A 26,549-nucleotide genomic window follows, 5' to 3' on the forward strand; every position below is an offset into this window, starting at 1 on the left:
GCAAAGCCCTCGCAAGCGGGCGAGGTGCACCGCCTGCTGCGCTCCCACTGATTCAATCAAGAGGTCGTCAGCCCTCGCCGTCCTTCCACCCGATCTTCTCCTTCAAGAACCGAAAGCCAATCACCTCGAACCCGGCGCGCTCCTTGTTGTCCTTGCCGTAGCCGTGGCCGCCCGCTTCAGGCTCGTAGAACCAGGCCTCGTAGCCCATGGCCTGGAGCTTTGCCGCCATCTTGCGCGCATGCCCGGGATGGACACGGTCGTCGCGCCGCGTGGTGGCGATCAGGATCGGCGGATAGGGTTGGCCGGCCTTGACGTTGTGATAGGCGGAGTAGGTCTTCAGCCAGTCCCATTCCTCGGGCTTGTCGGGATCGCCATATTCCGCGATCCAGCTCGCGCCGGCGAGCAGCTTCGTGTAGCGGCGCATGTCGATCAGCGGGATGGTGCAGAACAGCGCGCCGAAACGTTCGGGGTATCGCACCAGCATGTTGGTGATGAGGATGCCGCCGTTGGATCCGCCCTGCGCGGCGATGCGCTTTGCCGTCGTCACGCCGCGGCGGACGAGATCGGCGGCAACGGCGGCGAAATCATCGTGCGACAGCTTCTTGCCGGCGTATCGCCCCGCATCGTGCCAGCGCGTACCGAATTCGCCGCCGCCGCGCAAATTCGCCTGCACCGTGGTGCCGCCGCGCTCCAGCCACAGCTTGCCGAGCGACGAATTGTAGTACGGCTTCACGGCGAGGCCGAAGCCGCCATAGGCGCTCATATAGACCGGTGCATCGCCGGTCTCGCCGCTGGGGCCGGTCTGCACATAGGGAATGCGCTCGCCGTCGATCGAGATCGCCTCGTGCTGGGTGACCACGAGGCCGTCGGCGTTGAATGTTTTCGGCGCCTGCTTCAGCACGATCGGGCTCGCGACGCCGCGCTCGATGAGCAGCAGCGACGGCGGCGTCAGCGGATCCTGCACATTGGCAAGCAGGTCGCCGTTGCTCTCGGAGGGATGGCGATCCAGCGGCCAGATGTCGACCACGCCGATCTGCGGCAGGCCGCCAAGTGATTCGCGGCTCCAGCTTGTGGCGGACGGCGTGCAGATCTCGAATTGCGGCTGGAGCTCGTCGAGGATCGACAGCACCAGCCTGCCCCCGGCCCAGAACAGGCCTTGCAGGGCACGGCGAGGTTCGGGCGCGAACAGCACCGCGAAATCGCGGCTGCCGGCGAGGAAGGCCGGGAGCGAGATGCCGAGCACGGTGTCGGCGGCATAGGTTCTGCCCTCGATCGACCAGGCCTCGCGCAGCTTCATCGCGAACCAGTCGCCATGCGCCTGCAACCAGATGCCGGTCGGCAGATCGAGCTTCGTCGTCGTGCCGTCGGCGTCGCGCAGCCAGAGCGCATGATTGAAGAAGTCGATCTGGTCGACGATCCAGCTGCGCGGGGCCGCAGCGGTGTCGTCGACGATGCCGGAGATCGCCATATGATCGGCCGTGGTCTCGATGATCATTTGCGCCTGATCGACAGGCTGGCCGCGCCGCCACAGGCGAACCGTTCGCGAATATCCGGAAGCAGTCGCCATGCCTTCGCCATGGGCGCTCGACAGCAGCAGCGTGTCGGCATCGAGCCAATCGGCGCCGCCCTTGGCTTCCGGCAGCGCAAATCCGTCCGCCACGAAACTCTTGGTGCCGAGGTCGAATTCCCGCAAGGTGACGGCGTCGCTGCCGCCGCGCGACAGACTCAAAATGGCGCGCGCGCTTCCCGGCTGAGTGGTGATGCCGCTCAGCAGCCAGTCCTCGCCTTCGCGTGCCGCGAGCTGGTCGACGTCCAGCAGGATTTCCCACGCGGGATGCGATTTGCGAAACTCGGCGAGCGAAGTCTTCCGCCACAAGCCGCGCGGGTTGGTGGCGTCCTTCCAGAGATTGTGCAGTTCGTCGCCGCGCCGGCTGACATAGGGAATGTTGTCGGGACGATCGTAGATCGCCGCGAGCATGTCGCGGTCGCGCGCGAAGGCGGTCCCGCCGAACGCGTCGAGCGTCAGGCTGTTCTGCCGCGTGACGAAATCGAGCGCCTGCTTGCCTTCGATCTCCTCCAGCCAGAGCCAGGGATCGTCGTCGGGAGCGCTGAGCGTAGGCCTGTCGTCGACGGACATGAACGAAACTCCGGAAGGTCGCGGCGGATAGGATTTGATCGAGCGCAAGCCGTCAAGTGCGCGGCCCATTATCATCGGCCCGATTGCGTCAGAGGCATGGCCTGCGCCCGTTTGCGCCGGTTGCCCGCCCTCTCGCGTCCCGCCATAGTGGCGGGAATCAAGCGAGCCTTTGAAAGCCTTTGAAGCCCCTCGAAAGCCCGTTGGGGCGGAAATGCCGATGCTGGATGTGACTGCAGCCAATGAGATCGCCGCCGACGCCCGCGTGCGTGCCAATGTGGTGCGCCTTGCCGCCGCGCAGGCGCTGACCGGCGCCAACTCGGCGGTGATCTTCGCAACCGGCGCGATCGTCGGCGCGACGCTCGCGCCCGACGTCTCGTTCGCAACCGTGCCGATCTCGATGTATGTGCTCGGCCTCGCCGCCGGCACGCTGCCGACCGGCGCGATCTCGCGCCGCTTCGGCCGCCGCGTCGCTTTCATCGTCGGCACCGGTGTGGGCGCGCTGACCGGTCTGCTCGGCTGCTTCGCGATCCTGCACGCTTCGTTTCCGTTGTTCTGTCTGGCGACTTTTCTCGGCGGCCTCTACGGCGCGGTGGCGCAGTCCTACCGCTTCGCTGCCGCCGACGGCGCCAGCGCGGCGTACCGGCCCAAGGCGGTGTCCTGGGTGATGGCGGGCGGCGTGTTCGCCGGCGTGCTCGGTCCACAGCTCGTGCAATGGACCATGGATGTCTGGCAGCCTTATCTGTTCGCCTTCAGCTTCCTGGTCCAGGCGGCTGTCGCGCTGGTCGCGATGGGTATCGTCGCCGGGGTCGACATGCCGAAGCCGGCACCGGCCGATCTTCACGGCGGGCGGCCGCTGCTCGAGATCGTGACCCAGCCGCGCTTCATCGCGGCGGCGCTGTGCGGCGTCATCTCCTACCCCATGATGAATCTGGTGATGACCTCGGCGCCGCTCGCCATGAAGCTGTGCGGCTTGAGCGTTTCCGATTCCAATTTCGGCATTCAATGGCACATCGTCGCCATGTACGGGCCGAGCTTCTTCACGGGTGCGCTGATCGCCCGCTTCGGCGCGCGGAAGGTTGTTGCCGCCGGCCTGCTGCTGGAGGCCGGCGCGGCCGGCATCGGCCTGTCCGGCATCACCGCGATGCATTTCTGGGCCACGCTGATCATGCTCGGCATCGGTTGGAATTTCTCCTTCATCGGCGCCTCCGCGCTGGTGCTGGAGACGCACCGGCCGCAGGAGCGCAACAAGGTGCAGGCCTTCAACGATTTCCTGGTGTTCGGCATGATGGCGATCGGTTCGTTCTCGTCCGGCCAGTTGCTCGCCAGTTACGGCTGGTCCGCGGTGAACATGGTGGTGTTCCCGCCGGTGCTGCTCGGGCTCGCCGTGCTCTCGCTGGCGTCCTGGACCCGCCGCCGCAAGGCGCGGCTGGACGCGGCCATGGGCGAGTTTCCGGACGCGATCTGAGATGGCGGGAGGCTGTCAGCAGCGTTGATAGTTCGATCCAGGCCGAAGTGATTTTCGGGACTTGGGTTGTTACATGATGCTCGTCATGAACAGGCGGGCGTGAAGCAAGGCGCTCGCGGGGGAAACGAAGGACAAGCGCAAATGCTCGATAATCCCCGGCACGACGTATCCATCGACGAATCCTCCCTCCGCTACGAAGGCTGGCGCATCGTTGCGGTCTGCTTCCTGCTCGCGACCTTCGGCTGGGGGCTCGGCTTCTACGGCCAGAGCGTCTATGTCGCCGAGCTCCAGCGCGCGCACGGCTGGTCGGCCTCGCTGATCTCGTCCGGCACGACGTTCTTCTATCTGTTCGGCGCGCTGCTCGTCGTCTTCGTCGGCGAGGCCGTCAACACATACGGCCCGCGCCTCGGCCTGATCGCGGGGACGCTGGCGATGTCCGCCGCGGCGGTCGCGATCGGCGCGGTGCGTGAGCCGTGGCAGCTTTATCTCGCGAACGCCGTGCTCGCCTTCGGCTGGGCCGGCACGAGTCTGGCCATGATCACCAACACGATCAGCCTGTGGTTCGACCACAAGCGCGGCATGGCCATCAGTCTCGCGCTCAATGGCGCAAGCTTCGGCGGCATTGTCGGTGTGCCGTTGCTGGTGACCCTGATCGGTCACGTCGGCTTCGCCAGCGCGATGTTTATCGTGGCCGGCGCCATGCTGGCGTTGCTCGTGCCGGTGATCCTGATTGTCGTCGGCCGCCCGCCCGATCTCCATGGCCGGCGCGCCGCGACGAAAACTAAACCGCAATCGTCGGCGCAGATTCGCAGCCAGGCGTTACGCGATGTCGGCTTCCTCACGGTGACAATTGCCTTTGCTTTGGTGCTGTTCGCGCAGGTCGGCTTCATCGTCCACCTGATCTCGTTCCTCGATCCCGTGATCGGGCGCGAGCGCGCGGCCGTCGCGGTTGCGGTGCTGACCGCGATGGCGGTGATCGGCCGGGTGCTGTTCTCGCTGGTGATCGACCGCCTCAATCAGCGGCTTGCCTCGGCGCTGTCGTTCCTGAGCCAGGCCGTCGCGCTTCTCGTCGTCATCAATTTGCACAGTGATTACGTGCTGATCGCCGCCTGCGCATTGTTCGGCTTCTCGGTCGGCAATCTCATCACGCTGCCGTCGCTGATCGTGCAGCAGGAATTCGATTCCGCCTCGTTCGGCGTGCTGATCAGCCTCAACACCGCGATCAACCAGGTGACTTATGCATTCGGCCCCGGCGTGGTCGGTTTTCTGCGCGATTTCTCCGGTGGCTATGAGCTGCCGTTCTATCTGTGTATTGCGCTGGAGCTGGTAGCGGCGGCGCTGATCATGGTGCGGGGGAAGCCGCATGCGACGACTGCGTAGAGGCGCGGCGTCGCTTCAACATCCTCCGTCATTGCGAGCGCAGCGAAGCAATCCAGACTGCTACTGCGGAAAGATTCTGGATTGCTTCGTCGCTTCGTTCCTCGCAATGACGAGGAGAGAGTTGAGTTTAAGCCTCCCGCTGCTTCAGCAGCCCGTCCACATCCAGCCGCTTCGTAAACATCGCGAGCTTGCCATCCGGCCCGAACGGCCATTGCTCCCGCGGCTTGTCCCAATACAGCTCCACGCCGTTCTGGTCCGGATCGCGCAAATACAGCGCTTCGGACACGCCATGGTCGCTCGCCCCGTCGAGCGCAATGCCGGCCGAGAGCACGCGGTGCAGCGCATCCGCCAGCGCGGGCCGGGTCGGATAGAGGATCGCGGTGTGATAGAGCCCGGTCGTGCCTGGCGGTGGCGGCGAGCCGCCCTTGCTCTCCCAGGTGTTGAGCCCGATGTGGTGGTGATAGCCGCCGGCCGAGATGAAGGCCGCGCCCGAGCCCATGCGCTGCATCAGCTCGAAACCGAGCACGCCGCAATAGAAGCCGAGCGCGCGATCGAGATCGGCGACTTTGAGATGGACGTGGCCGATCCTGGTGCCGGCGGCGACGGCTTGGTTCTGCGACATGCGGCTGCTCCGTTGATGGACTCCACATAAGCCCGGGCTCGGAACAGTGCTACTGACCTATCCCGAAACCCAGCGTTTCCGGATAGGCAACTTACGACAGCTCCCGCGCCTCGCCCTCCGGCAGCTCGAACTCAAACGTGTTCAGCGTCATCGACACCAGCGTGTAATAGCCGCAGAGACCAATCACCTCGACCACGCCGCGCTCGCCGAGCAGCTTCACCGCCTCGGCATAGAGACCCTTCTCGACGCCATGGCCCTCATGCAGCGACTTCGCGACGTCGTAGATCATCTTGCCCTTGGGATCGTCGAAGACAGGCGTGCGGCGGTCGCGGATCGCGTCGATGATGTCGGGGTCCATGCCGCCGGCAAGCGCGAGGCGCTTGTGCGCGTACCATTCGTAATGCGCGGTCCAGTGCCGCGCCGTCACCAGGATCGCGATCTCCGAAAGTTTTGCGGGGAATATCGTGTCGTAGCGCAGGACCTCGCCGAGCCGCGTGGCATGACGGGCCATGTCGGGACTGTTCAGCCACGCCATCATCGGTGCCGGCGGCTTGCCCCGCTTGCCGGCAATCGACTCGTCATAGGTCTGCCGCTGGCTCTCGTTCATTTCGCCAGGCGAAAGAAGCTTCAGGCGCATTGTTGTTTCCTCTTTGTTTTCAAGCTCGCCGTGGCCGCGACTATAGCGGATGCGTGACACGGAAGTGGTTGAATTCCGCGGGAGCTTGGCCCAGAGTCGTGCCCAACAAGCCGATTTTGAATGATGGAAACGACCCATGACTGACTCCAGGGCCAGCGAGACTGAGACCGCCGATCTCGAAACATTCCGCAGCGAAACGCGCGCCTGGTTGGAAGCCAATTGCCCGCCGGAGATGCGCAAGCCCGCAACGTCCGACGCCGACGTGTTCTGGGGCGGACGTAACGCAAAATTCTCGTCCGAGCCGCAGCGCATCTGGTTCGAGCGCATGCGCGACAAGGGCTGGACCGTACCCGATTGGCCGAAGGAGTACGGCGGCGGTGGCCTGAGCGCCGCCGAGCACAAGGTGCTGCGTGCGGAGATGGGACGAATCGGAGCGCGCCCGCCGCTGTCGAGCTTTGGCATCTGGATGCTCGGGCCGGCGCTGCTGAAATACGGCAACGACGCGCAGAAGAAAGAGCACCTGCCGAAAATCGCAGGGGGCCTGATCCGCTGGTGCCAGGGCTATTCCGAGCCGAACGCCGGCTCCGATCTTGCCTCGCTGCAGACCCGCGCCGAGAGCGACGGCGACGATTTCGTGATCACTGGGTCGAAGATCTGGACGTCGTATGCCAATTACGCCGACTGGATCTTCTGCCTCGTCCGCACCGATCCCGCCGCGAAGAAGCATGACGGCATCAGCTTCATCCTGTTCGACATGGCCTCGAAGGGCGTCTCGACCAAGCCGATCCTGCTGATCTCCGGCTACTCGCCGTTCTGCGAGACGTTCTTCGACAATGTCCGCGTGCCGAAATCGCATGTGGTCGGCACCGTCAATCGCGGCTGGGACGTCGCGAAATATCTGCTCCAGCATGAGCGCGCGATGATATCAGGCATGGGCGAGCGCGGCGTCGGCCGTCCGCTAGGCCAGATCGCGGCCGATTCCGTCGGCACCGATGCGCTGGGACGGCTCGACGATTCCATGCTGCGCGGCCGGATCGCCAGCTTCGACGTCGATGAAGCCGCCCTTGCAGCCTGCGCCGAACGCGCGGTCGATCTCGCCAAGGCGGGTCAGGCGCATCCGGCGTTCTCGTCGGCAATGAAATATTACGGCACCGAGCTCAACAAGCGCCGTTACGAGATCCTGATGTCGGCCGGCGGTGTCGATGCGCTGGAATGGGAGAGCGAGCGCTCCAGGCAAGGCGCCCGTCCGCGCGCCTGGCTGCGCACCAAGGCCAACTCGATCGAGGGCGGCACCACCGAGGTGATGCTCGGCATCGTCGCCAAGCGCATCCTCGATCTGCCGGGGGCGTGAGGCTCTCAGTCATTCCGGGGCGCGCGTAGCGCGAGCCCGGAATCCATTTCACCGCGTATATACCGCCTGATGGATTCCGGGCCTGGCCCTTCGGGCCATCCCGGAATGACCAAGACAAAATAGATTTCAAATCGGAACACGCACATGGCCCTCGTCCTCACCGAAGAACAATCGATGCTCCGCGACAGCGCGCGCGGGCTGATCAGCGACAAGGCGCCGGTGTCGCATCTGCGGCATCTGCGCGATAGCAAAGACCCCATCGGCTTCTCCAAGGAGTTTTGGCATTCCTTCGCCGAGATGGGCTTTGCCGGCTTGCTGGTGCCGGAAGAGTTCGGCGGCAGCGGCCTTGGCTATGTCGAGGCCGGCGTGGTGATGGAGGAGATCGGCCGCACGCTGATGCCGTCGCCCTTCCTCGCCACCAGCGTGGTCGCGGCCTCGGCGCTGAACCGTGGCGGCAATGCCGGGCAGAAGTCGGAGTATCTGCCGAAGATCTCCAACGGCTCCCTGCTGGCGACGCTCGCGGTCGACGAGGGCGCAAAACACCGCCCGCTTCAGACCGGCCTCCAGGCCGTACGCGCCGGCAATGGTTTCAGGCTCTCCGGCGCCAAGGCGCTCGTCGTCGACGGTCACGTTGCCGACCTTCTCATTGTCGCGGCACGCACCGCCGGCTCGGCCGGCGAACGCGAGGGGCTGACGCTGTTTCTGGTGAGCCCTGCGGCCAAGGGCGTTGCGATCGAGCGCACCATCATGGTCGACGCGCACAATGCGGCGCGGATCGAGCTTGCCAATGTCGAGGTCGACGCCGACAGCGTGCTCGGCGAGATCGACCAGGGCGCCGCACTGCTCGACGGCGTGCTCGATATCGGGCGCGGCGCGGTAGCCTCCGAAATGGTCGGCTTGAGCGAAGAAGTGTTCAACCGCACCGTCGAGTACCTCAAGAGCCGCAAGCAGTTCGGCAAGCTGATCGGCGAATTCCAGGCGCTGCAGCACCGCGCCGCCGAACTCTATGTCGACATCGAGATCACCCGCGCCGCCGTGATGAAGGCGCTGCAAGCGCTCGATACGGACGTCGCCAAGGCGGCGTCAAGCGTCGCAGTGGCAAAAGCCCGCGCCGGCACCACCGCCACGCGCGCGGTGCAGGAAGGCGTGCAGATGCATGGCGGCATGGGCATGACCGACCAGTTCGACATCGGCTTCTTCATGAAGCGCGCGCGCGTGTGCGAGGAATTGTTCGGCGATGCGAACTACCACACCGAGCAGCTGGCGAGGGCGCGGGGGTATTGAGGCGAGACGGGTGTGAGGTCCAGGGCGTCGCCTCACAGGCGGTGTCGTCGCCCGGCTTGACCGGGCGACCCAGTACGCCGCGGCTTCTCGATTGATCGCAACCGTCTCTGGAATACTGGATCGCCCGGTCAAGCCGGGCGACGACAGTTGAGATTGTGGATAGCGCGCCCGCCCCAAGCTCGTCATTGCGAGGAGCACTTGCGACGAAGCAATCCAGACTGTCACCGCGGAGGGATTCTGGATTGCTTCGCTACGCTCGCAATGACGGTGGTTAGACCGTCTTACCGCACCGGCGGTGCATACTGCACGCCGCCCGCATTCCACAGCTGGTTCATGCCCCGCGGGATCTTCAGCTTCGACTTCTCGCCGATGTTGCGCTCGTACATCTCGCCATAATTGCCGACGTTGCGGATGATGCGGACGACCCAATCCTTGGTGAGGCCGAGCTGCTCGCCGTAATTGCCCTCGGTGCCGACCAGCCGCATCACTTCCGGCTTCTTCGACTTCAGGGCCTCGTCGATGTTCTCCGAGGAGACGCCGAGCTCCTCGGCGTTGATCATCGCGTAGAGCGTCCACTTCACGATCATCATCCAGTCGTCGTCGCGCTGGCGCACGACGGGCGCAAGCGGCTCCTTTGAGATCATGTCCGGCAGGATCATGCTGTCGCCGGGCTTCGACAGGTTGATCCGCAGCGCGTAGAGCTGGGAGACGTCGGCGGAGAGCGTGTCGCATTTGCCGGTGTCGTAGGCTTTCACGACCTCGTCCAGCTTGTCGAACTTCACCTCTTCATACTTCATGTTGTTGGCACGGAAGTAATCCGCGACGTTGAGCGCCGTGGTGGTCCCGGTCTGGACGCAGACCTTGCTCCCGGTCAGGTCCAGCGCGGTTTCCTTGTTGCGCGCGCGCGGCAGCATGAAGCCTGCGCCGTCGTAATAGGCGACCGCGGGGAAATAGAGATCGTAGTCGAGTTCGCGCGCCATGCTCCAGGTTGAGTTGCGCGAGAGGATGTCCACTTTCCGGCTCTGCAATTCCTTGAAGCGCTCGCTGGCATCGAGCGCGACGAACTTCGCCTTGCTCGGGTCGTTGAAGATCGCGGAGGCCACCGCGCGGCAGAAATCGACGTCGAAGCCGGTCCAGTTGCCCTTGTCGTCGGGGATCGAGAAGCCCGGCAGCCCCTTGTTGACGCCGCACAGCACTTCGCCGCGGCGGACGGTGCGCTTCAGCGTGCGGGTGTCGTAGAATTCATAGATGATGGCCAGGACGGCGACCAGCACGGCGACTGCGAGCCCGATCAGCAGGCCGCCACGAAAAGTGCGCATCATGTTGCTCTCTCGAAATAATCGGGAAAAGGAATATTCGCCAGGGCGAGGAGATCAGAGTTCGGGCTTCTGCCGGATGACCACCTTGGTGCCGACCGGGACGCGATCGTAGAGATCGGCGACGTCGCGGTTGACGAGCCGGAAGCAGCCCGAGGAGACCTTGGTGCCGATCGTGTCGGGCCGATTGGTGCCGTGGATGCGGTAGACCGTGGTGCCCAGATACATGGCGCGTGCGCCGAGCGGATTGCCGGGGCCGCCGGCCATGAAGCGCGGCAGATAAGGCTGGCGCTGGATCATCTCCGGCGGCGGCGTCCAGTCCGGCCACTCCTTCTTGTTGGTGATGTTCACCAGACCCTGCCACTGAAAACCATCGCGGCCGACGCCAATGCCGTAGCGGATCGCGCGACCGCCGGGCTGCACCAGATAGAGATGCCGTTCGGCGGTCGAGATGATGAGGGTGCCCGGCGCTTCGGTGGTGCGGAAGTAGACGACCTGCTTCTGCCATTCCGGATCGAGCTCATAGGCATCGTCGGCGACCAGGCCCGGCTCGTCGCCGCGGTCGGGCTGCTGGGCGTAGGCATGGGGCGCGGACAGGATCAGGCCGATCGCAGCCACAAACATCCCGGTCAGGCGACGAAAATCCGTCATTTCAAGCTCTCCCCCACTGCCACAGCAAATATCGTTCGGAACCATCTGAACCCAGCGGCAGCTTCATGGCAAGTTGATGGCGCGCCCGGCTGGCATGTCACGAGAATGCTTTGGTTTTTTGACGGACCGCCGGCAATGCCACAAACAGGGGATGGCGCGAAAAGCAGTGAGCTGGGCACGATGTGCTCCCTCCCCCGCCTGCGGGGGAGGGTCGGGGAGAGCGTGTCTCTGCAATGGGGCACTCCCAACGTGGAGAGAACCCTCACCCGTCGCGCGGGACGATGCTTCGCATCGCCCGGACGCGCCGACCTCTCCCGCAGGCGGGAGAGGCTCAGACCGAATTCGCGGCGAGATCAAACTTCGCCAATCGCACTGGATCCCAGCTAGATCTGGTTGTTCTCCGGCGCGATCCCGAGCCGCCGGACGATCTCCGTCCCCACGGCCCGGGCCTCTGGCCTTGACCCGATGCGAGGGCTGCGAAACCGTCGTCCCGACTGCAATCGGACCACGACGATGCAGTGCTCGTCCTCGGAGCGGCCGCGGCGCTCGACCGTGATCGACTTCACGTCGCGCCCCTCGATGTGGTCGGCGCGCAGCGTGCCGTCGCCCCACAGGCGTTCGACGCGGATATCGCCCTGACGGATGATCCAGAAGGCGCCGGTCACAAGGTTGGCATATCGATAAACGCCGATAGCGGCGATCGCGCCGACCGGCAGCAGCATGATGTCCACCGGCCCGGGCGACAGGCCACGCCAGAGCCTGTAGGCGTAGGGAACGGCGCACAATGCGACGACGATCAGTGCGACGATCCTGATGTCTCTTGCGGAAAACGGCTCGAGGGGGTCGCCGAGGCGCATCTCGGGATTGCTGGCATCGAGAGGATTGACCGGAGACTCGACCTCGGGAACGTCGAATTGCGTGGCGATCCGCGCCACCGTCTCGTGCACGTGGGTGACATCGGCGATCGGCGGCGATGTCAGGCGCTCACCGGAGGCCAGCGTGAAGGCGAGCTGGAAGCGGGCTTTCGCCCTCTTGCTGCCGGGAACCTGTAATCCCTTGATGTCGTCCTTGGCGACGATCCGCGTCCGGAGTTTTCCGAACGGGCGCTGCTCCCCGATCAGGATCTCGTCTGGCGTGATGATCCACACCACCGCCGGCGCCAGCATGATGATTCCGACGAACGCTGCTCCCACCAGCAGCGCGACCACGGAGATGATCACCTCCAGGGGGTCGTGCGTGAACAGGCCCGGCGTGAAGCACAGCGCAACGGCAGCCGCAAAGCCGGACATGACCAGCCGCTGCGCGATCGAGGCGCCTTCACGAAGGCGAATGTCAGTGCTGCTGGTGGCGTCGTCCATCGCGGGCGGCTGATTACGTGGCCCGCGAAACTCCACGGACGGGTCCGTGGAGTCAAGCAACAAGCCCGTCAGGCGAACCCAGCCGCGTGATATCCGGGCCGCATCAGCTGCTGGCGTTCAGCAGCTTTGCCACGGTGCGGTCGATCTCGTCATAGCGGCCCTCGCCCGCGTGCTGGAACACGATCTTGCCGTTCTGGTCGATGATGTACTGCGCCGGCCAATACTGGTTGCTGTAGGCGTTCCAGGTCCTGGAATCATTATCCTGCGCCACCGGATAGGCGATGCCGTGGCGCTTCAGCGCCGCCTGCACATTGGACGCCGAGCGCTCGAACGGGAATTCCGGCGTGTGCACGCCCACCACGACGAGACCCCGGTCCTTGTACTTGGCGTAGAGCTCGGTGACGTGCGGCAGCGTGTTGACGCAGTTGACGCAGCCATAGGTCCAGAAGTCCACCAGCACGACCTTGCCGCGGAGGTCGGCGAGGCTGAGCGGCTTCGAGTTGAACCAGTTGTTGATGCCGGTGAAGTCGGGCGCGGTCTGCTGGCTGGCGGCCGCGGTGACGATAGGGACGGCGCGCGCGGCCTCGTCGCAGATGCCGGGGATGACGGCGCCTGTTACGGCGATGCCGATCAGTGCGGCGGAGACGGCGAGCAGTTTGAAAGTCATGGACGAGTCCTCCGGTTGAGATGCGCGATGATCACAGGCCGATCTGGCCGGTGGGATAGAAGCCGGTGAGCCACGCCACGATCAGCGTGTCGTATTGGAAATAGGCGGCGAGCGCGAAGCCGATCACGACGACGCCAAAGCCCTGTTGCAGCTTGGGCGAGATGCGCGCGAGACTGCGCACCCGCGTCGTCGCGGCCTGCCCGCCATAGGCAATCGCCAGCATCGGGATCGCCGCGCCGATCGCGTAGGCGATCAGCAGCGTGCCGGCCCAGGTCGCGTTCTCAGTCGTCGCGACCAGCGTCAGGATCGAGCCGAGCACCGGGCCGGCGCAGGGCGTCCAGACCAGGCCAAGCGTGGTGCCGAGCACGAGCCCGCCAAGCGCGCCCTCGCGCTGCGTGGCGCTGGAGTTGCCGAGATCGAGCCAGCCGTTGAGCCGGATCGACAGCCATTCGAATGGCGCCGGCCACAGCATCAACAGGCCGAAGCCGAGCAGCAGGATCGATGCCGCCTCGCGCAGCACGTTCGGATCGAAATCAAACAGCCGCGTGATGGCGCCGAGCAACAGCGCGGTCGCGGAGAACGAGATGACGAAGCCGAGCGCGATCATCGCCGGACGCAGATGCGAGCTGCGGCCGATCGAGGCGCCAAGCAGGATCGGCAGCATCGGCAGCGTGCAGGGCGCGGCGATGGTGAGGATGCCGGCGAGGACAGCGAAGAGAAGTTCGAGCATCAGGGCACTCGTGATGGGGGTCACGAGGATGGTTCGGCGGTGATGGGCGGATTGTTACGAGTGTCACGTGCTCGTGACGGAGGAGGTGCCGGCCAAGGGCGGCGGTGCGTTCCCTCCCCCCTTGTGGGGGAGGGTTGGGGTGGGGGCTCTCTCCGCGAGCGAGACTCCCCAAGAGGAGAGAGCCCCCACCCGCCGCAAGCGGGAGAGGTGCACCGTCCCCGCGGTCAGCTCTATCGCCCCACAGACCCCCAAACACAAAACGACCCGGAGGGGGGCATCCCGTCCGGGTCGTTGGAGGTCTTGGGAGGTTTAACGAAACCGTATGTGAGCTTTATAGGAGGGAAGTTTTTCCGCCTGATGTTGTGCTTTGTTTCAATTGTTTCGTCGGCGGTAACACTTCCGTGTCCGGGACAGGGCCAAAACAGATGTCCTATCCCATTGAAATATCTGAACTTCAGGCGGCGAAGCGCTCGACGCCACAGCCCTTGAGCAATTCGGCGAGTTGCTTGCGGGCATAGAACATCCGGGTCTTCACCGTGCTCTGCGGGATGCCGATGATCTGTCCGACCTCCTCCACCGACTTCTCATGATAGTAGACCAGAGTGATGATTTCCCGATGCGCGGGTGACAGCTTCTGAACGCAGGCGCGCAGGATCGCGCTGGTGTCGCTGCGGTCGAGCGAGGTCTCCGGCGTGTCGCAACCATCGGCGATCTGGCGCACGTCTTCCTGGTCGATGTCCTCGAAGCGACGCTGGCGCATCGCGGTCAGCGCCTTGAAGCGGGCGATCGAGAGCAGCCAGGTCGAAACCTGCGAGCGGCCCTGGAATTGGCCGGCGGTCCGCCACACGTCCAGAAACACCTGGCTGACGAGGTCTTCCGCCGTGGTGGCGTCGCGCACGATCCGCAGGATGAAGCGGTAGACGCGCACATTGTGCCGGCAATAAAGGATGTGCATGGACGTCCGGTTGCCGTCGGCAATGCTTTCGAGAAGCATGTCGTCCGAGGTCGCCTGAGCGGCAATGATGCTCTGGCTGGCTTGGGCGTTGATGGCGATCACGTTCGGCATTGACTTGGCTCCCCGTAGCGCCGCAACCGAGCGGCGTTTCCTTCGACCAAAGTGTTAATGAGCCAACGTTTCGGGACGTCTGCACGAAAAGGGGAAAATGGTTTCGTGCGCCGCCAAATTGTTTCGTCGGATTAGTCGCGACGAAACATTCGGGGCAAAAAAGCGTGGAATTTCAATGTACGGAAAATACGGGGTGGGGATGAGGCGACAAGCGGAGGCGCCGGGAACGTATTTCGGGCTTTTGCGTTCGCGCTCCCGTGTCGTCCTGGACAAGGGAGCAAAGCGAGCGCCGATCCAGGACCCATTACCCCAGGGAGACGTTTTGCGACGACTGGCGATCACCAGCCGTGTGCCAAATTAGCCGTCGGGGTAATGGGTCCTGGCTTTCGCCAGGACGACGATGGGGCCGCTACGCCTTCTCGCCCGCCGGCGAGAACAAATAGCCGCCGCCGCGGATGGTGCGGATCACGGCGGGCTTTGCCGGATCGGGCTCGATCTTGCGGCGGATGCGCATGATGCGCAGGTCGACGGCGCGGTCGAAGGCTTCGGCATCGCGCGCGTTGGCCAATTCCAGCAGGCGCTCGCGCGACAGCACGCGTTTCGGATTGGCCGCGAACACTTTCAAGAGCCCGAACTCGGATGCGGTCAGCGGGTGCTCGTTGCCCTCGTCGTCGCGCAAGGCCTGCGCTTCGAGATCGAGCCACTTCGTCCCGAACCGTACCAATTGCTCCTTGTCCGATTTCGCAGCCGCCGTTTCCGCCACCGCTTTCGCCGGCGCGCTCCGGCGCAGCACCGAGCGGATGCGCGCCATCAGCTCACGCAGCTCGCACGGCTTGGCCACGTAATCGTCCGCGCCGAGCTCGAGGCCGACGACGCGGTCGATCGGGCTCGCCGTCGCCGTCAGCATGATCACCGGCACGTTGATGCGGCTCTTGAGGTCGCGGATGATCGAGAGCCCGTCTTCCTCCGGCATGTTGAGGTCGAGCACGACGAGGTCAGGCATGCTGCCGTCGATCGCCGTACGCAAGGACTTGCCGCCGTCGCACAGCGTCACGGTGAAGCCGTGCATCTTGAGGTAATCGCCGACCATCTCCCGGGCCGGGGCCTCGTCGTCGACGATCATGATGTGCTGGCTTTGGGTCATGGTCCTGAGATCACGGTATTTCGGTCGCGGGGAGGGTGATGGTGAAGCTCGAGCCCTTGCCGGGGCCCTCGCTCTCGGCGGTCACCTCGCCACCATGCATGTCGATAATACGCTTGACGATGGACAACCCAAGCCCTGTCGAGCTCTCGCCGGCGGTCGGTTTTGCCGACAGTCGCTGGAACCGGCCGAACAGGCGGCCGAGATCCTCCGGCGACAGGCCGGCGCCCTCGTCGCTGACGCGGACGATGGTGTCGCCGCCTTCATGGCTCACGATGACGCCGATCTTGCCGCCGATCGGTGAGTATTTGATGGCGTTGCTGATCAAATTGTCGATCGCCTCGCGGATGCGGTCGGTGTCGCACATGGTGACGATGTTGACGGGCGCGGTGACGCTGATCGCCTGCTGCTTGTTGACGGCGAGCGGCTGGTTGGCCTCGGCGACCTCCTTGACCAGAGCCGCGACGTCGACGGGCTCGCGGCGGATGGTGATGTCGAAGGCATCGGCCATCGCGTCCGAGATCAGATGATCGACCATCGTGGTCAGGCGCTTGGTGGCATCGCGGATGTGATCGACCTGGGCCACCACGCCGCTTGACGACGCGCCGGTCGAGATCAGCTCCTTCAGCATCTCGGTGCGGCCCAGGATGACGCCGAGCGGATTCTTCAGATCATGGGCAACGGTGCCGAGGATCTCGTTCTTGAAGCCGTTGGCGCGCTGCAGCCGCAGCCATTGCGCCGAGAGGCGGCGGTTGGCCTGCATCAGCGCGCGGGTGCGCTGGGCGACGCGGTCTTCCAGCTGGGTGTTGGCGGCCTGGAGCTGCTGGTAGAGGATGACGTTGTCGAAGGCGATCGAGAGCCGGCTGGAGAAGATCTCGACCAGCGAGCGGTCGGTCTCGGACAGCTCGCGCTCGGCCTGCAGCAGCACCACGACCTCGCGTCCGCTTCCGGTGCGCAAATAGATCACGCTGCGGTGGTCGGCGAATTCGTTCTTGCGGCCCTGGAAAGCGGCTTCCACCATTGCGCGCAGATCGGGGTCGAGCGCCTTCGACGAGGTCGTGCCGATGAAGCGGCTGTAGCAGCCGCTGCCGGCGAGCACCGAGAGCTCGGGGTCGATGCCGCCATTGTCGCGCAAGACCAGGATGCCGGCGCAATCGACGTTGAGCAGCGAGGCGAGCTGGGTCAGCACGCCCTCGGCGAGCCGTTGCATCGACTTGAAGTCGTACAGCGTGGAAGCCGCGTCGATGATGATCTCGAGCCCACGCCTTGTCTGCAGCATGCGCTCGAGCTGCTGGTAGGAGCGCAGCGCCGCGGTCAGCGAGGTGAACAGCTTGTCGGCAGTGAGCTCGGTCTTGGCCTTGTAGTCGTTGATGTCGTACTGCACGATCACGCGCCGCTCGGGCGCCTGGCCGGGCTGTCCGGTGCGCAGGATGATGCGGACGGTCTCGTTCTTGAGCTCGTTGCGGATGTACTCGACCAGCTCGAGGCCGGCGACATCAGTCTCCATGATGACGTCGAGCAGCACGGCAGCGATGTCGTTATGCGCGGCCATCAGCTTGCGACCTTCGGCCGCGGAATGGGCGGAGAGGATCTCCAGGCCCTGGCCGTTGAGGTTGTAGTCGGACAGCGCGAAGCGCGTGCCGTCATGCACGGCCGGATCGTCGTCGATGACGGCGATCTTCCATTTCCGGGCGTCAACATCCTCCGATGCGGTACCGGTGTCGTCGATCAGGTGGAGGACATCGTCCTGTTCGGCCATTGAGAAGTCCCGTCAGTCTCTGTGCTTTGCCCGCCGCCCCTGGCGACCCGGGGCATGATAATGCGAAATGTAGTGCCTTGTCCCAGCTTGGATTCCAGCATCATGCGACCGCCGAGCTGCTGGGTGACGAGGTTATAGACGATATGGAGGCCGAGTCCCGTGCCACCTTCATTGCGCCTGGTGGTAAAGAATGGGTCAAAGGCCTGGCGCTGCACGTCGGAGGTCATGCCGGCCCCGTCATCGGTGAAGATGATCTCGACGTCGTCGGCCCCGCGCGGCCGCGCCGAGATCGTGATCGTGCCGGCGCGGCCGTCGGCAAAGGCGTGGTTGGCGGCATTGAGGAACAAATTGGTCAGGATCTGGCCGTAGGAGCCGGGATAGCCATCGAGCAGCAGCCCCTCGGGCATGTCGACATGGAGCGTGATCGGCGACCGCTTCAGCACCGGCCGCAGGCTCGCGATGATCTGGTCGGTGGCTTCGCTGAGTGAGAACTGCCGCCGCTCGGCATGGGAGCGGTCGACCGCGACCTGCTTGAAAGACTGGATCAGTTCGCCGGCGCGCTGCAAATTGGCGACGAGCTGCTGCGAGGCGTCGCGTGAGGACTGCACGAATTCTTCCAGCTGCGAGCGGCGCAGGCCGCCTTCACCCTTGAGCTGGGCCTCGAAGATTTCGGTGCGCCGGGCAAAACTCGACGCAACGGTGAGGCTGATGCCGATCGGGTTGTTGACCTCGTGCGCGACGCCGGCGACGAGGCCGCCGAGGGCGGCGAACCTCTCGGCATCGATCAGATTCTGCTGTGCGGCGTTGAGCTCGAGTAGCGCGCTTTCGGCCTTCTCCTTGGACGCGCGCAGCTCGTCCTCGGTCTGACGCTTCGCGATCGCGTTCTCGCGGAACACTTCCACCGCGCGCGCCATGGCGCCGACTTCGTCGCGCGCGCGCGTGCCCTGCACCTCGCGGCCGAGGTCGCCGAGCGTGATCGCGCGCATCGCCGCCATGATCTGCTGCAGCGGCAGCCGGATCGACAGCGCGATCAGCACGCCGGCGGTGAGGATGATGCCGAGGAAGATCACGGCGATGGAGAGAACACGGCGGGAGATGTCCGCCAGCGTGCGGTCGAACGTCTCCTGCGCCTTCTGCTCGCGCTGGCGCATCTTGGTGGAGAGATCGTCGATGGCGCCGATCGCCTCGGCCTGGTTGGCGTCGATGGTGTTGCGCAGCAGCTCGGTACGGTTCGTGAGCTGCTCGGAGAGCTTTGCAAAGCCTTCGCGCAGCGCCGCGGTCCGGGCCGCGAGTCGTCGCAGCGCCATGCGCTGGAGGTCGTTGTCGGCGAGATCGATCATCACGGGGATGGTCTTCTCGATCGTCTCGGTGTTGCGGCGGGCGTCGTCGGCCGCACCCGATGACAGCGACAGATAGTAGGAATTGGCCGCGACCAGCATCGCGGTGAAGGCCTCGCGCGACTTGCCCAGCGAAGGCCAGATCAGCGCGTCGCGATGGCCGGTGGCGCCTTCGATGATGGAGTAGAGCCCGGCCATGTCTCTGGCCGGTCCCTGCACCTGATCCTCATAGGTCCTGGCGATGGTCGCCTGCACGCCGCGCAGCTCGCCGAAGCCGTTGAGGAAGCGGTCGGTGGTGCGCTCCAGCTCCTCGACCGAGCCCGACAGCATCGGGTCCTTGGCGGCTCGGTTGCTCAGTGTCCCCAGCACCGCCTCGCGCAGCAGCAGGATCTCGGCGAACAAATCGGGGCTCGGCTGGTTGATGTAGCGGTGGATCAGATTGTGCAGCCGCCCGGTCTCGCTTTCGAGCAGCGCCAGGATCCGGTCGGATTCGCGCACCTGGCGCACGTCGTCCCAGGCCGAGCCGAGCACCTGCGAGCCGTTCCAGATCAGCCCGACCAGCACGATGACCACGGCGGAGTTCAGCGCCGCGATGGACAGGATGCGCCAGCGGATCGGCACGGCCCGGAGCATGCCGACCAGCCGCGCGCGCAGCCGCCCCATCGGGCCCGGCGACCTGTCTGCGTGCTCGCTGTGTCCAAGCCCGGGCAAGTGGCCTCACTCCACCTTGCGAATGCGTTCGATCAGCGCGGCCGCGACCGGATCCTGCCCGGCCTTGGCGTAGATCGCGACCATCGCGTCCTCGAACGGCTTGCGGTCGATATCCCTGACGATGGTGACGCCCGCTGCTTCCGCCTTGCGCTGCGACTGCTCCTCGAGGTCGCGCCATTTCTCGCGCATGAAGCGGCTCGACCGCTGCGCGGCTTCCCTGAAGATGGTCTGGTCAGCGGCCGACAGGCTTTTCCAGGCCTTCAGCGAGATCACCAGCACTTCGGGGCTCATCGTGTGCTCGGTGAGGGCGAGATAACCGGCATGCTTGTAATGGTCCGTCGTCACGTAGGATGGCCAGTTGTTCTCGGCGCCGTCGATCAGGTGGTTGGCAAGCCCGGCAAGCACCTGCCCATAGGGCATCTCGACCGGCTCCGCGCCGAGCGCGCGGATCATCTGGCTCATCAACTCCGACTGCTGCACCCGGATCCGCAATCCCTTGAGGTCCGCGACGCTCCGCACAGGCCGGGCGCCGTTGTAGATCGACCGCGCGCCGGAATCATAGAAGGCGAGGCCAACGAAGCCATATGGCTCGAAGCTGCCGAGGATCTCGCTGCCGATCGGCCCGTCCAGCACCTTCTGCATGTGCTCGATGGACCGCAACAGGAACGGCATCGCCAGCACGTTCATCGCCGGGACGAAGTTGCCGATCAGTGCCACATTGGTCCGGTTGAGGTCGATCGCACCGACCCGGGTCTGCTCGATGGTCTCCTTCTCCTCGCCGAGTTGGCGGGAGTGGAACACCTTGACCTCGTGCCGGCCGCCGCTGCGCTCGGCGATCAGGGCGCCCATGTAGCGCAGCGCCTGCACGGTCGGATAATCCTCGGTCTGGGTGTCGGCGGCGCGGAATTCGCGCGCAGCGGCTCCCGTCGCGCAGATGGCGATCAGAAGCGCGACGAAAACCACCCCGGTCCGCGAACGTTCGGCACGGTTCAACACTGGCACACTCAACCCCTCAGTGGTGGAGTCTATGGCGGGAGGAAAAGGTTCAATGCAATCTAGCAGATGGTCGGGGGAAGGCCATCCCGCCCGGGGCTTCGGCATGATTGTGCGGCGCGGCCGGCGCGCATTCCCGGTTGAAACGGCAAATGCCGCGCCTTAAGCAGGGACCGTCGCCGTCGTCGCGCGATACGGAAAGAGCCATCGTGATTTCAACATTGCGCTTCTTGCAGGTCGTCGCCGCCTTTGCGGCCCTCTCCTTGGCCGCACCGGTGCGGGCCGCGACCGACATCGCGTGGTGGCACGCCATGTCCGGCGAGCTCGGCCGGCAGCTCGAGAAGCTCGCCTCCGACTTCAACGCCTCGCAGCCGGATTATCGCGTCGTGCCCTCTTACAAGGGCAGTTACACCGAGACGGTGACGGCCGCGATCTTCGCCTTCCGTTCGCGCAGCCAGCCCGCGATCGTCCAGGTCAACGAGGTCGCCACGGCCACCATGACCGCGGCCAAGGGCGCGATTTATCCCGTGTTCAGCCTGATGCGGGACATGAGCGAGCCGTTCTCGCTGAATGACTACCTTCCCGCCGTCTCCGGCTACTACACCGATGCGGCCGGCAATCTCTTGTCGTTCCCGTTCAATTCGTCGACGCCGATCCTCTATTACAACAAGACCATGTTCCGCGACGCAGGCCTCGATCCGGAGACGCCGCCGAAGACCTGGCCGGAGCTCGGTGCCGCTGCAAAACGCTTGCGTGATCGCGGCGCGGCGTGCGGCTTCACCACGTCCTGGCCGTCCTGGATCCATGTCGAGAATTTTTCGGCGTTTCACAATCTGCCGCTGGCGACGCGGACCAACGGCTTTGCCGCGCTCGATGCGGAGTTGACCATCAACAATCCGTCTCTGGTGCGTCATGTCGCCGAGCTCAGCGAGTGGCAGAAGAGCAAGGTGTTCGACTATAGCGGCCGCGGCCAGTCGGCCGAGCCGCGCTTCCAGAACGGCGAATGCGGCATCTTCATCGGCTCCTCGGCGACGCGCGCCGACATCAAGGCAAATTCGAAGTTCGAGATCGGCTACGGCATGATGCCGTACTGGCCCGACGTGAAGGGCGCGCCGCAAAACTCGATCATCGGCGGCGCCACGCTGTGGGTGCTGCGCGACCGCCCGCGCGAGGAATACAAGGGCGTGGCGCGGTTCTTCGCCTACCTGTCGCAGCCCGGCGTGCAGGCCGCCTGGCACCAGAACACCGGCTATCTGCCTGTCACCCGCGCCGCCTTCGAGCTGACGCGGGCGCAAGGTTTTTACGAGCGCAATCCCGGCTCGGCAATCTCGTTCGAGGAGATCACGCTGCATCCGCCGACGGAGAATTCGAAGGGCATCCGGCTCGGCTCCTTCGTGCTGATCCGCGGCGCGATCGAGGACGAGCTGGAGCAGGCCTTTGCCGGCCGCAAGAGCGCGCAAGCCGCGCTCGATGCCGCTGTCGAACGCGGCAACAAGATCCTGCGCCAGTTCGAACGCGCCAGCCCGGATCGGTAGCGGGCGCTGAGCGCACGCCTCGTCCTTCGAGACGCCCGCTGGCGCGGTCTCCTCAGGATGAGGCTAAGCGGCTTCGCTGCCCGCCAAAATTGTTGTCGCGCACTCCGTCCTCATCCTGAGGAGCCCGCCAAAGCGGGCGTCTCGAAGGATGGGCCGCGGGGAAACTACTCTTGAAATGCATTAGGTTACGATGTCGATGTTACTCCCCCACTTCGCCGACGCCGAGAGCTTTCGCGCCTTTCGCGCCGACCCTCCGCGATGGCTCTCCGTCGCGCTCGACATCGCCCGCAGCCACGATCTCGATGTCAGCGCGCCGCACGTGTTTACCACCGGCACCAATCTCGTGGTCGGGCTCGGCGATCGCTTGATCCTGAAAATCTTCCCGCCGCTGCTCCGCGCGCAATTCGTCTCCGAGCACGGCTCGCTGACCCAGCTTGCCGGCCGCCTCCATCTGCCGATCCCCGAGATCGTCGCCGAAGGCGAGCGCGACGGCTGGCCTTATCTCGTCGTCACACGCCTTGCCGGCACGCTTGGTTCGGAGGCCTGGCCGCAATTACCTGAAGCGCAGAAGGAGCGCGTGCTGCGCCAGATCGGCGAGACCATCGCGTCCGTGCAGCGTGCGCCGCTCGGCCCGCTCGCGCAGATCCAGCCGCGCTGGGACGACTTCATGCGCGTCCAGATGCAGGGCTGCAAGGCGCGGCACACGCGTCTCGGTCTTGCGCCGAAATTCCTCGCCGGCCTCGACGATCTCCTGCGTGATGCGGCAAAACTGATTCCGACGGATGCGCCGCCGGTGATCCTGATCGGCGAATACATTCCGGAGAACTTCCTGCTCGCCTGCGACGACGGCCAATGGTCGCTCGCCGGGCTCTTCGACTTCGGCGACGTGCTGGCGGGATGGCGCGACTACGATCTGCTCGGCCCCAGCGCCTTCATGGCAGCGGGCCGGCCGGGGAGGGTGCGCAGCCTGCTCGAAGGCTTTGGCTACGCCAAGCCCGACTTCGCGCTCAAGCGCCGCCTGATGGCGCTGATGCTGCTGCATCGCGCCAGCGACCTCAACAGCCACATCTGCATCGAGGGCTGGCAGGACAAGGCGAACGATCTGGTCGAGCTGCAGGAGCTGATCTGGGCAGAGTAATTCACCGCTGCCGACCTCATCAACGCTGTCGTCCTGGACAAGCGCAGCGCTGATCCAGGACCCCTTACCCCAGGGCGGGGTTTTGCGAAGACTCGTGGTTGCCAGCTTCGCGCCGCAACTTCTCCCTGGGGTAATGGGTCCTGGCTTTCGCCAGGACGACGGCGGTTCAATAAGCCGCCCGCCAAACAAGCGAAGCTCAATTCAGCTTATTTTATGAGCAAATGCGCATCTTTGTATGCAACGTCCCAAATGATTAGCCCTTGATCGACGGTCCGGTCAATGGCTGTTTCATGTAGATATATCAGAGGCTTATTCCGGTTTAAACTCTCCTTAAGCCTTGGCACGAACCTTGCGAATCCAGTTCCAACCAGAAAACTTTGCGTTGGAGCCATTTCATGAAGCGCCGCGATTTCCTCAAGTCCGTTTCCGGATTGGCCGCAGGCGCGGCGCTTCCGGCCATGCCCTCAATGGTCTCGTCCGCCTATGCCGATGCGCGCTCGGAGACGCTGCTGATCGTCTCGGAGGGCGGCCCCAACAATCTCGACATCCACGGTGTCGGCACCAACGTGCCCGGCTACGAGGTGTCCTGGAATTGCTACGACCGGCTGCTCAGCCACGAGATGAAGACCGGCCCCGGCGGGGTGCCCTATTACGACCGCGACAAGTTCAAGGGCGAGCTCGCCGAGGACTTCAAGATCGACGACATGTCGGTCACCTTCAAGCTGAAGAAGAACGCCAAATTCCACGACGGCGCGCCTGTCACAGCCAAGGACGTGAAGTGGTCGCTCGACCGCGCCGTCAGCGTCGGCGGCTTCCCCACCTTCCAAATGAGCGCGGGCTCGCTGACCAAGCCTGAGCAGTTCGTCGTGATCGACGACTACACGGTGCGTGTCGACTTCCTGAAGAAGGACAAGCTGACGATCCCCGATCTCGCGGTGATCGTGCCCTGCATCATCAATTCCGAACTGGTGAAGAAAAATGCCAGCGAGAAGGATCCCTGGGGTCTTGAGTACACCAAGCAGCAGACCGCGGGCTCGGGCGCCTACAAGGTGACGAAATGGACCGCCGGCACCGAAGTCGTGATGGAGCGCAACGACGATTGGGTCGGCGGCCCGCTGCCGAAGATCAAGCGCGTGATCTGGCGCATGGTGCCGCAGGCCGGCAATCGCCGCGCGCTGCTGGAGCGCGGCGACGCCGACATCTCATATGAGCTGCCGTTCAAGGACTTTCAGGAGATGAAGGCGAGCGGCAAGCTCAACGTGGTGTCGCTGCCGTTCTCCAACGGCATCCAGTATATCGGCATGAACGTGACCAAGCCGCCGTTCGACAATCCCAAGGTGCGTCAGGCGGTCGCCTACGCGATTCCCTATCAGAAGATCATGGACGCGGTGATGTTCGGGCTGGCGAACCCGATGTTCGGCGCGCCGAAGGACAAGCCGACCGAAGTCGCCTGGCCGCAGCCGCACAAATACAACACCGACATGGACAAGGCGAAGGCGCTGCTGGCCGAGGCCGGTTATCCCAACGGCTTCGAGACCACGATCTCGTTCGACCTCAACTTCGCGGGCGTCAACGAGCCGCTCTGCGTGCTGGTGCAGGAGAGCCTGGCCCAGATCGGCATCAAGACCACCATCAACAAGGTGCCCGGCGCCAACTGGCGCACCGAGTTGAACAAGAAGGAGATGCCGCTCTTCACCAACGTGTTCTCGGGATGGCTCGATTACCCCGAATACTTCTTCTACTGGTGCTATCACGGCAATAATTCCGTCTTCAACACCATGAGCTACAAGTCGGCGGAGATGGACAAGCTGATCGACGGCGCACGCAATGCTGCCGCGACCGGCGACACCGCGACCTACGACACCGACGTGAAGGGCTTTGTCGACCTCGCCTACAGCGACATCCCGCGCATCCCGCTGTACCAGCCCTTCGTTAACGTCGCGATGCAGAAGAACATCAGCGGCTACCAATACTGGTTCCACCGGAGGCTGGATTATCGCGCGATGGCGAAGGGGTGAGGGCGGATGGCGGGCGCTGTCCTTCAGAGTGAGGTGAGCACGCTCTTCGGGCTCCCTCCCCCCTTGTGGGGTCCGAGGCGAGCGAAGCTCGCTCTCGAGGTTGGGGAGAGGGGTAGCCACGAACTCCGACCTCTCCCGGAGCCACCCCCCTCCCTAGCCCTCCCCCACAAGGGGGGAGGGAACGCAGTGGAGCGAGCCGCGCGAGCGTGCTCACCAGCGCAGCCCAGGAGGAGCACCCCATGCTGACCATGATCGGCAAGCGCCTGATGTTCGCGATTCCCTCGCTGATCGGGGTCGTCATCGTCACCTTCCTGCTGACCCGCGCGCTGCCCGGTGATCCCGCCGCGTATTTCGCCGGCCCCGCCGCGACGAAGGAAGCCGTCGAGCAGATCCGCAAGAAGCTCGGCCTCGACAAGCCGCTGATCGAACAGTTCTTCCGCTACACCAACGATCTCGCCCATGGCGATTTCGGCAACTCGCTCACGACGGGCCAGCCGGTCGCGGCCGAGATCCGCAATCGCCTGCCGGCCTCCGCCGAGTTGACGCTGCTCGGTCTCATCGTCTCGATCGTGATTGCGATTCCGCTCGGCGTGCTGGCGGCGACGCGACCGGGATCGTGGGTCGATCATCTCTGTCGTGTGACGACGACCGCCGGCGTCTCGTTGCCGGTGTTCTTCACCGGCCTCGTGCTGGTCTATGTCTTCTATTTCCGGCTCGGCTGGTCGCCTGCGCCGCTCGGTCGGCTCGACGTGTTCTACAGCGCGCCGCCGACGGTGACTGGCTTCTATCTGATCGACACCCTGATCGCGCGCGACTTCGAGGCGTTCCGTTCGGCATGCAGCCAGCTCATCCTGCCGGCGACGACGCTTGCGATCTTCTCGCTGGCGCCGATCGCGCGCATGACGCGCGCCTCGATGCTGGCGGTGCTGTCGTCCGAGTTCGTTCGCACCGCGCGCGCCAGCGGCCTGTCGCCGGCGACCGTCATCGTCACCTACGCCTTCCGCAACGCGATGCTCCCCGTCGTCACCACGCTGAGCATGGTGTTCTCGTTCCTGCTCGGCGCCAACGTACTGGTGGAAAAAGTGTTCGCCTGGCCCGGCATCGGCTCCTATGCGGTCGAGGCGCTGATCTCGTCGGACTTCGCGCCGGTGCAGGGTTTCGTGCTGACCATGGCGGTGATGTACGTGCTGCTCAATCTCGTGATCGACATTCTCTATGGCGTGATCGATCCGCGCGTGCGCTTGGAAGGGTAG

At 64.7% G+C, this 26,549-nt stretch carries 21 protein-coding genes; 8 read left to right on the plus strand and 13 right to left on the minus strand.

Features of this window, described 5'->3' with window-relative positions:
* Nucleotides 1–67: 67 nt before the first annotated feature.
* Nucleotides 68–2,137, minus strand: coding sequence for a prolyl oligopeptidase family serine peptidase (locus tag FXB41_RS01540; protein ID WP_219678943.1), 2,070 nt, complete (start codon nt 2,135–2,137; stop codon nt 68–70).
* A gap of 217 nt (nt 2,138–2,354) precedes the next feature.
* Here FXB41_RS01540 and FXB41_RS01545 point away from each other — a divergent pair, with 217 nt between their 5' ends.
* Both FXB41_RS01545 and FXB41_RS01550 read left to right on the plus strand, forming a co-directional pair.
* A complete protein-coding gene (locus FXB41_RS01545) occupies nt 2,355–3,602 on the plus strand; it encodes an MFS transporter (RefSeq protein ID WP_219678946.1) in 1,248 nt (415 codons plus the stop codon).
* Between the two features lie 141 nt (nt 3,603–3,743).
* Nucleotides 3,744–4,982 (plus strand): MFS transporter, encoded by a 1,239-nt coding sequence (locus tag FXB41_RS01550; RefSeq protein ID WP_219678948.1) that lies wholly within the window; start codon nt 3,744–3,746, stop codon nt 4,980–4,982.
* Between the two features lie 127 nt (nt 4,983–5,109).
* On the opposite strand, the gene FXB41_RS01555 is transcribed toward FXB41_RS01550, so the two are convergent.
* Together FXB41_RS01555 and FXB41_RS01560 are read right to left on the minus strand one after the other, a co-directional pair.
* The gene (locus FXB41_RS01555; protein WP_219678950.1) at nt 5,110–5,604 is read right to left on the minus strand and encodes a VOC family protein; all 495 of its coding nucleotides are present in this window, start codon (nt 5,602–5,604) and stop codon (nt 5,110–5,112) included.
* A gap of 91 nt (nt 5,605–5,695) precedes the next feature.
* Nucleotides 5,696–6,241: a carboxymuconolactone decarboxylase family protein gene (locus FXB41_RS01560; RefSeq protein WP_219678951.1), complete on the minus strand. Its 546-nt coding sequence runs from the start codon at nt 6,239–6,241 to the stop codon at nt 5,696–5,698.
* A 136-nt stretch (nt 6,242–6,377) separates the two neighbouring features.
* Here FXB41_RS01560 and FXB41_RS01565 point away from each other — a divergent pair, with 136 nt between their 5' ends.
* Together FXB41_RS01565 and FXB41_RS01570 are read left to right on the plus strand one after the other, a co-directional pair.
* Entirely contained in the window at nt 6,378–7,592 is a 1,215-nt protein-coding gene (locus FXB41_RS01565) for an acyl-CoA dehydrogenase family protein (RefSeq protein WP_219678953.1), read from the plus strand.
* A 144-nt stretch (nt 7,593–7,736) separates the two neighbouring features.
* On the plus strand, nt 7,737–8,876 hold the full coding sequence (locus tag FXB41_RS01570) for an acyl-CoA dehydrogenase family protein (RefSeq protein WP_219678955.1): 1,140 nt from the start codon (nt 7,737–7,739) through the stop codon (nt 8,874–8,876).
* 281 nt (nt 8,877–9,157) lie between these two features.
* Here the strand turns inward: FXB41_RS01570 and FXB41_RS01575 are convergent, their stop codons facing one another.
* The 10 genes from FXB41_RS01575 to FXB41_RS01620 all read right to left on the minus strand — a co-directional run bounded on the left by FXB41_RS01575 (nt 9,158) and on the right by FXB41_RS01620 (nt 20,614).
* Nucleotides 9,158–10,195 carry an amino acid ABC transporter substrate-binding protein gene (locus FXB41_RS01575; RefSeq protein WP_219679035.1) on the minus strand — a complete coding sequence of 346 codons (1,038 nt, stop codon included), beginning with the start codon at nt 10,193–10,195 and terminating at the stop codon, nt 9,158–9,160.
* Between the two features lie 54 nt (nt 10,196–10,249).
* Nucleotides 10,250–10,843, minus strand: a complete 594-nt coding sequence (locus FXB41_RS01580) for a L,D-transpeptidase (protein WP_007597994.1) — start codon at nt 10,841–10,843, stop codon at nt 10,250–10,252.
* A gap of 383 nt (nt 10,844–11,226) precedes the next feature.
* Nucleotides 11,227–12,201, minus strand: a complete 975-nt coding sequence (locus FXB41_RS01585; RefSeq protein WP_007597993.1) for a hypothetical protein — start codon at nt 12,199–12,201, stop codon at nt 11,227–11,229.
* Between the two features lie 103 nt (nt 12,202–12,304).
* The gene (locus tag FXB41_RS01590; RefSeq protein ID WP_219678957.1) at nt 12,305–12,868 is read right to left on the minus strand and encodes a thioredoxin family protein; all 564 of its coding nucleotides are present in this window, start codon (nt 12,866–12,868) and stop codon (nt 12,305–12,307) included.
* Between the two features lie 31 nt (nt 12,869–12,899).
* A complete protein-coding gene (locus FXB41_RS01595; RefSeq protein ID WP_219678959.1) occupies nt 12,900–13,598 on the minus strand; it encodes a cytochrome c biogenesis CcdA family protein in 699 nt (232 codons plus the stop codon).
* A 454-nt stretch (nt 13,599–14,052) separates the two neighbouring features.
* Nucleotides 14,053–14,664 carry a sigma-70 family RNA polymerase sigma factor gene (locus FXB41_RS01600; RefSeq protein WP_018456005.1) on the minus strand — a complete coding sequence of 204 codons (612 nt, stop codon included), beginning with the start codon at nt 14,662–14,664 and terminating at the stop codon, nt 14,053–14,055.
* Between the two features lie 409 nt (nt 14,665–15,073).
* On the minus strand, nt 15,074–15,808 hold the full coding sequence (locus FXB41_RS01605) for a response regulator (RefSeq protein ID WP_007597984.1): 735 nt from the start codon (nt 15,806–15,808) through the stop codon (nt 15,074–15,076).
* 10 nt (nt 15,809–15,818) lie between these two features.
* Nucleotides 15,819–17,564, minus strand: coding sequence for an ATP-binding response regulator (locus FXB41_RS01610; RefSeq protein ID WP_219678962.1), 1,746 nt, complete (start codon nt 17,562–17,564; stop codon nt 15,819–15,821).
* Nucleotides 17,534–19,564, minus strand: coding sequence for a sensor histidine kinase (locus FXB41_RS01615; protein ID WP_219679037.1), 2,031 nt, complete (start codon nt 19,562–19,564; stop codon nt 17,534–17,536). Before FXB41_RS01615 ends, FXB41_RS01610 begins: the two co-directional genes overlap by 31 nt.
* Before the next feature lie 54 nt (nt 19,565–19,618).
* A complete protein-coding gene (locus FXB41_RS01620) occupies nt 19,619–20,614 on the minus strand; it encodes a TRAP transporter substrate-binding protein (protein ID WP_219678964.1) in 996 nt (331 codons plus the stop codon).
* 143 nt (nt 20,615–20,757) lie between these two features.
* Between FXB41_RS01620 and ugpB the strand changes: the two genes are divergently transcribed.
* The 4 genes from ugpB (at nt 20,758) to FXB41_RS01640 (ending at nt 26,549) form a co-directional block, all read left to right on the plus strand.
* The gene (gene ugpB / locus FXB41_RS01625; protein WP_219678966.1) at nt 20,758–22,140 is read left to right on the plus strand and encodes a sn-glycerol-3-phosphate ABC transporter substrate-binding protein UgpB; all 1,383 of its coding nucleotides are present in this window, start codon (nt 20,758–20,760) and stop codon (nt 22,138–22,140) included.
* Between the two features lie 190 nt (nt 22,141–22,330).
* The gene (locus FXB41_RS01630) at nt 22,331–23,278 is read left to right on the plus strand and encodes an aminoglycoside phosphotransferase family protein (RefSeq protein ID WP_219678969.1); all 948 of its coding nucleotides are present in this window, start codon (nt 22,331–22,333) and stop codon (nt 23,276–23,278) included.
* 395 nt (nt 23,279–23,673) lie between these two features.
* Nucleotides 23,674–25,296 carry an ABC transporter substrate-binding protein gene (locus FXB41_RS01635; RefSeq protein WP_219678972.1) on the plus strand — a complete coding sequence of 541 codons (1,623 nt, stop codon included), beginning with the start codon at nt 23,674–23,676 and terminating at the stop codon, nt 25,294–25,296.
* 239 nt (nt 25,297–25,535) lie between these two features.
* Nucleotides 25,536–26,549, plus strand: a complete 1,014-nt coding sequence (locus FXB41_RS01640) for an ABC transporter permease (protein WP_219678974.1) — start codon at nt 25,536–25,538, stop codon at nt 26,547–26,549.

The organism is Bradyrhizobium canariense (assembly GCF_019402665.1).
Lineage (GTDB): Bacteria > Pseudomonadota > Alphaproteobacteria > Rhizobiales > Xanthobacteraceae > Bradyrhizobium > Bradyrhizobium canariense.

What these genes read in the sequence shown, in the direction of transcription:
- FXB41_RS01540 (WP_219678943.1), bottom strand. Translation starts at nt 2,137, where the DNA reads ATGTCCGTCGACGACAGGCCTACGCTCAGCGCTCCCGACGACGATCCC.
- FXB41_RS01545 (WP_219678946.1), top strand. Translation starts at nt 2,355, where the DNA reads ATGCTGGATGTGACTGCAGCCAATGAGATCGCCGCCGACGCCCGCGTG.
- FXB41_RS01550 (WP_219678948.1), top strand. Translation starts at nt 3,744, where the DNA reads ATGCTCGATAATCCCCGGCACGACGTATCCATCGACGAATCCTCCCTC.
- FXB41_RS01555 (WP_219678950.1), bottom strand. Translation starts at nt 5,604, where the DNA reads ATGTCGCAGAACCAAGCCGTCGCCGCCGGCACCAGGATCGGCCACGTC.
- FXB41_RS01560 (WP_219678951.1), bottom strand. Translation starts at nt 6,241, where the DNA reads ATGCGCCTGAAGCTTCTTTCGCCTGGCGAAATGAACGAGAGCCAGCGG.
- FXB41_RS01565 (WP_219678953.1), top strand. Translation starts at nt 6,378, where the DNA reads ATGACTGACTCCAGGGCCAGCGAGACTGAGACCGCCGATCTCGAAACA.
- FXB41_RS01570 (WP_219678955.1), top strand. Translation starts at nt 7,737, where the DNA reads ATGGCCCTCGTCCTCACCGAAGAACAATCGATGCTCCGCGACAGCGCG.
- FXB41_RS01575 (WP_219679035.1), bottom strand. Translation starts at nt 10,195, where the DNA reads ATGCGCACTTTTCGTGGCGGCCTGCTGATCGGGCTCGCAGTCGCCGTG.
- FXB41_RS01580 (WP_007597994.1), bottom strand. Translation starts at nt 10,843, where the DNA reads ATGACGGATTTTCGTCGCCTGACCGGGATGTTTGTGGCTGCGATCGGC.
- FXB41_RS01585 (WP_007597993.1), bottom strand. Translation starts at nt 12,201, where the DNA reads ATGGACGACGCCACCAGCAGCACTGACATTCGCCTTCGTGAAGGCGCC.
- FXB41_RS01590 (WP_219678957.1), bottom strand. Translation starts at nt 12,868, where the DNA reads ATGACTTTCAAACTGCTCGCCGTCTCCGCCGCACTGATCGGCATCGCC.
- FXB41_RS01595 (WP_219678959.1), bottom strand. Translation starts at nt 13,598, where the DNA reads ATGCTCGAACTTCTCTTCGCTGTCCTCGCCGGCATCCTCACCATCGCC.
- FXB41_RS01600 (WP_018456005.1), bottom strand. Translation starts at nt 14,664, where the DNA reads ATGCCGAACGTGATCGCCATCAACGCCCAAGCCAGCCAGAGCATCATT.
- FXB41_RS01605 (WP_007597984.1), bottom strand. Translation starts at nt 15,808, where the DNA reads ATGACCCAAAGCCAGCACATCATGATCGTCGACGACGAGGCCCCGGCC.
- FXB41_RS01610 (WP_219678962.1), bottom strand. Translation starts at nt 17,564, where the DNA reads ATGGCCGAACAGGACGATGTCCTCCACCTGATCGACGACACCGGTACC.
- FXB41_RS01615 (WP_219679037.1), bottom strand. Translation starts at nt 19,564, where the DNA reads ATGGGGCGGCTGCGCGCGCGGCTGGTCGGCATGCTCCGGGCCGTGCCG.
- ugpB (WP_219678966.1), top strand. Translation starts at nt 20,758, where the DNA reads ATGCCGCGCCTTAAGCAGGGACCGTCGCCGTCGTCGCGCGATACGGAA.
- FXB41_RS01630 (WP_219678969.1), top strand. Translation starts at nt 22,331, where the DNA reads ATGTCGATGTTACTCCCCCACTTCGCCGACGCCGAGAGCTTTCGCGCC.
- FXB41_RS01635 (WP_219678972.1), top strand. Translation starts at nt 23,674, where the DNA reads ATGAAGCGCCGCGATTTCCTCAAGTCCGTTTCCGGATTGGCCGCAGGC.
- FXB41_RS01640 (WP_219678974.1), top strand. Translation starts at nt 25,536, where the DNA reads ATGCTGACCATGATCGGCAAGCGCCTGATGTTCGCGATTCCCTCGCTG.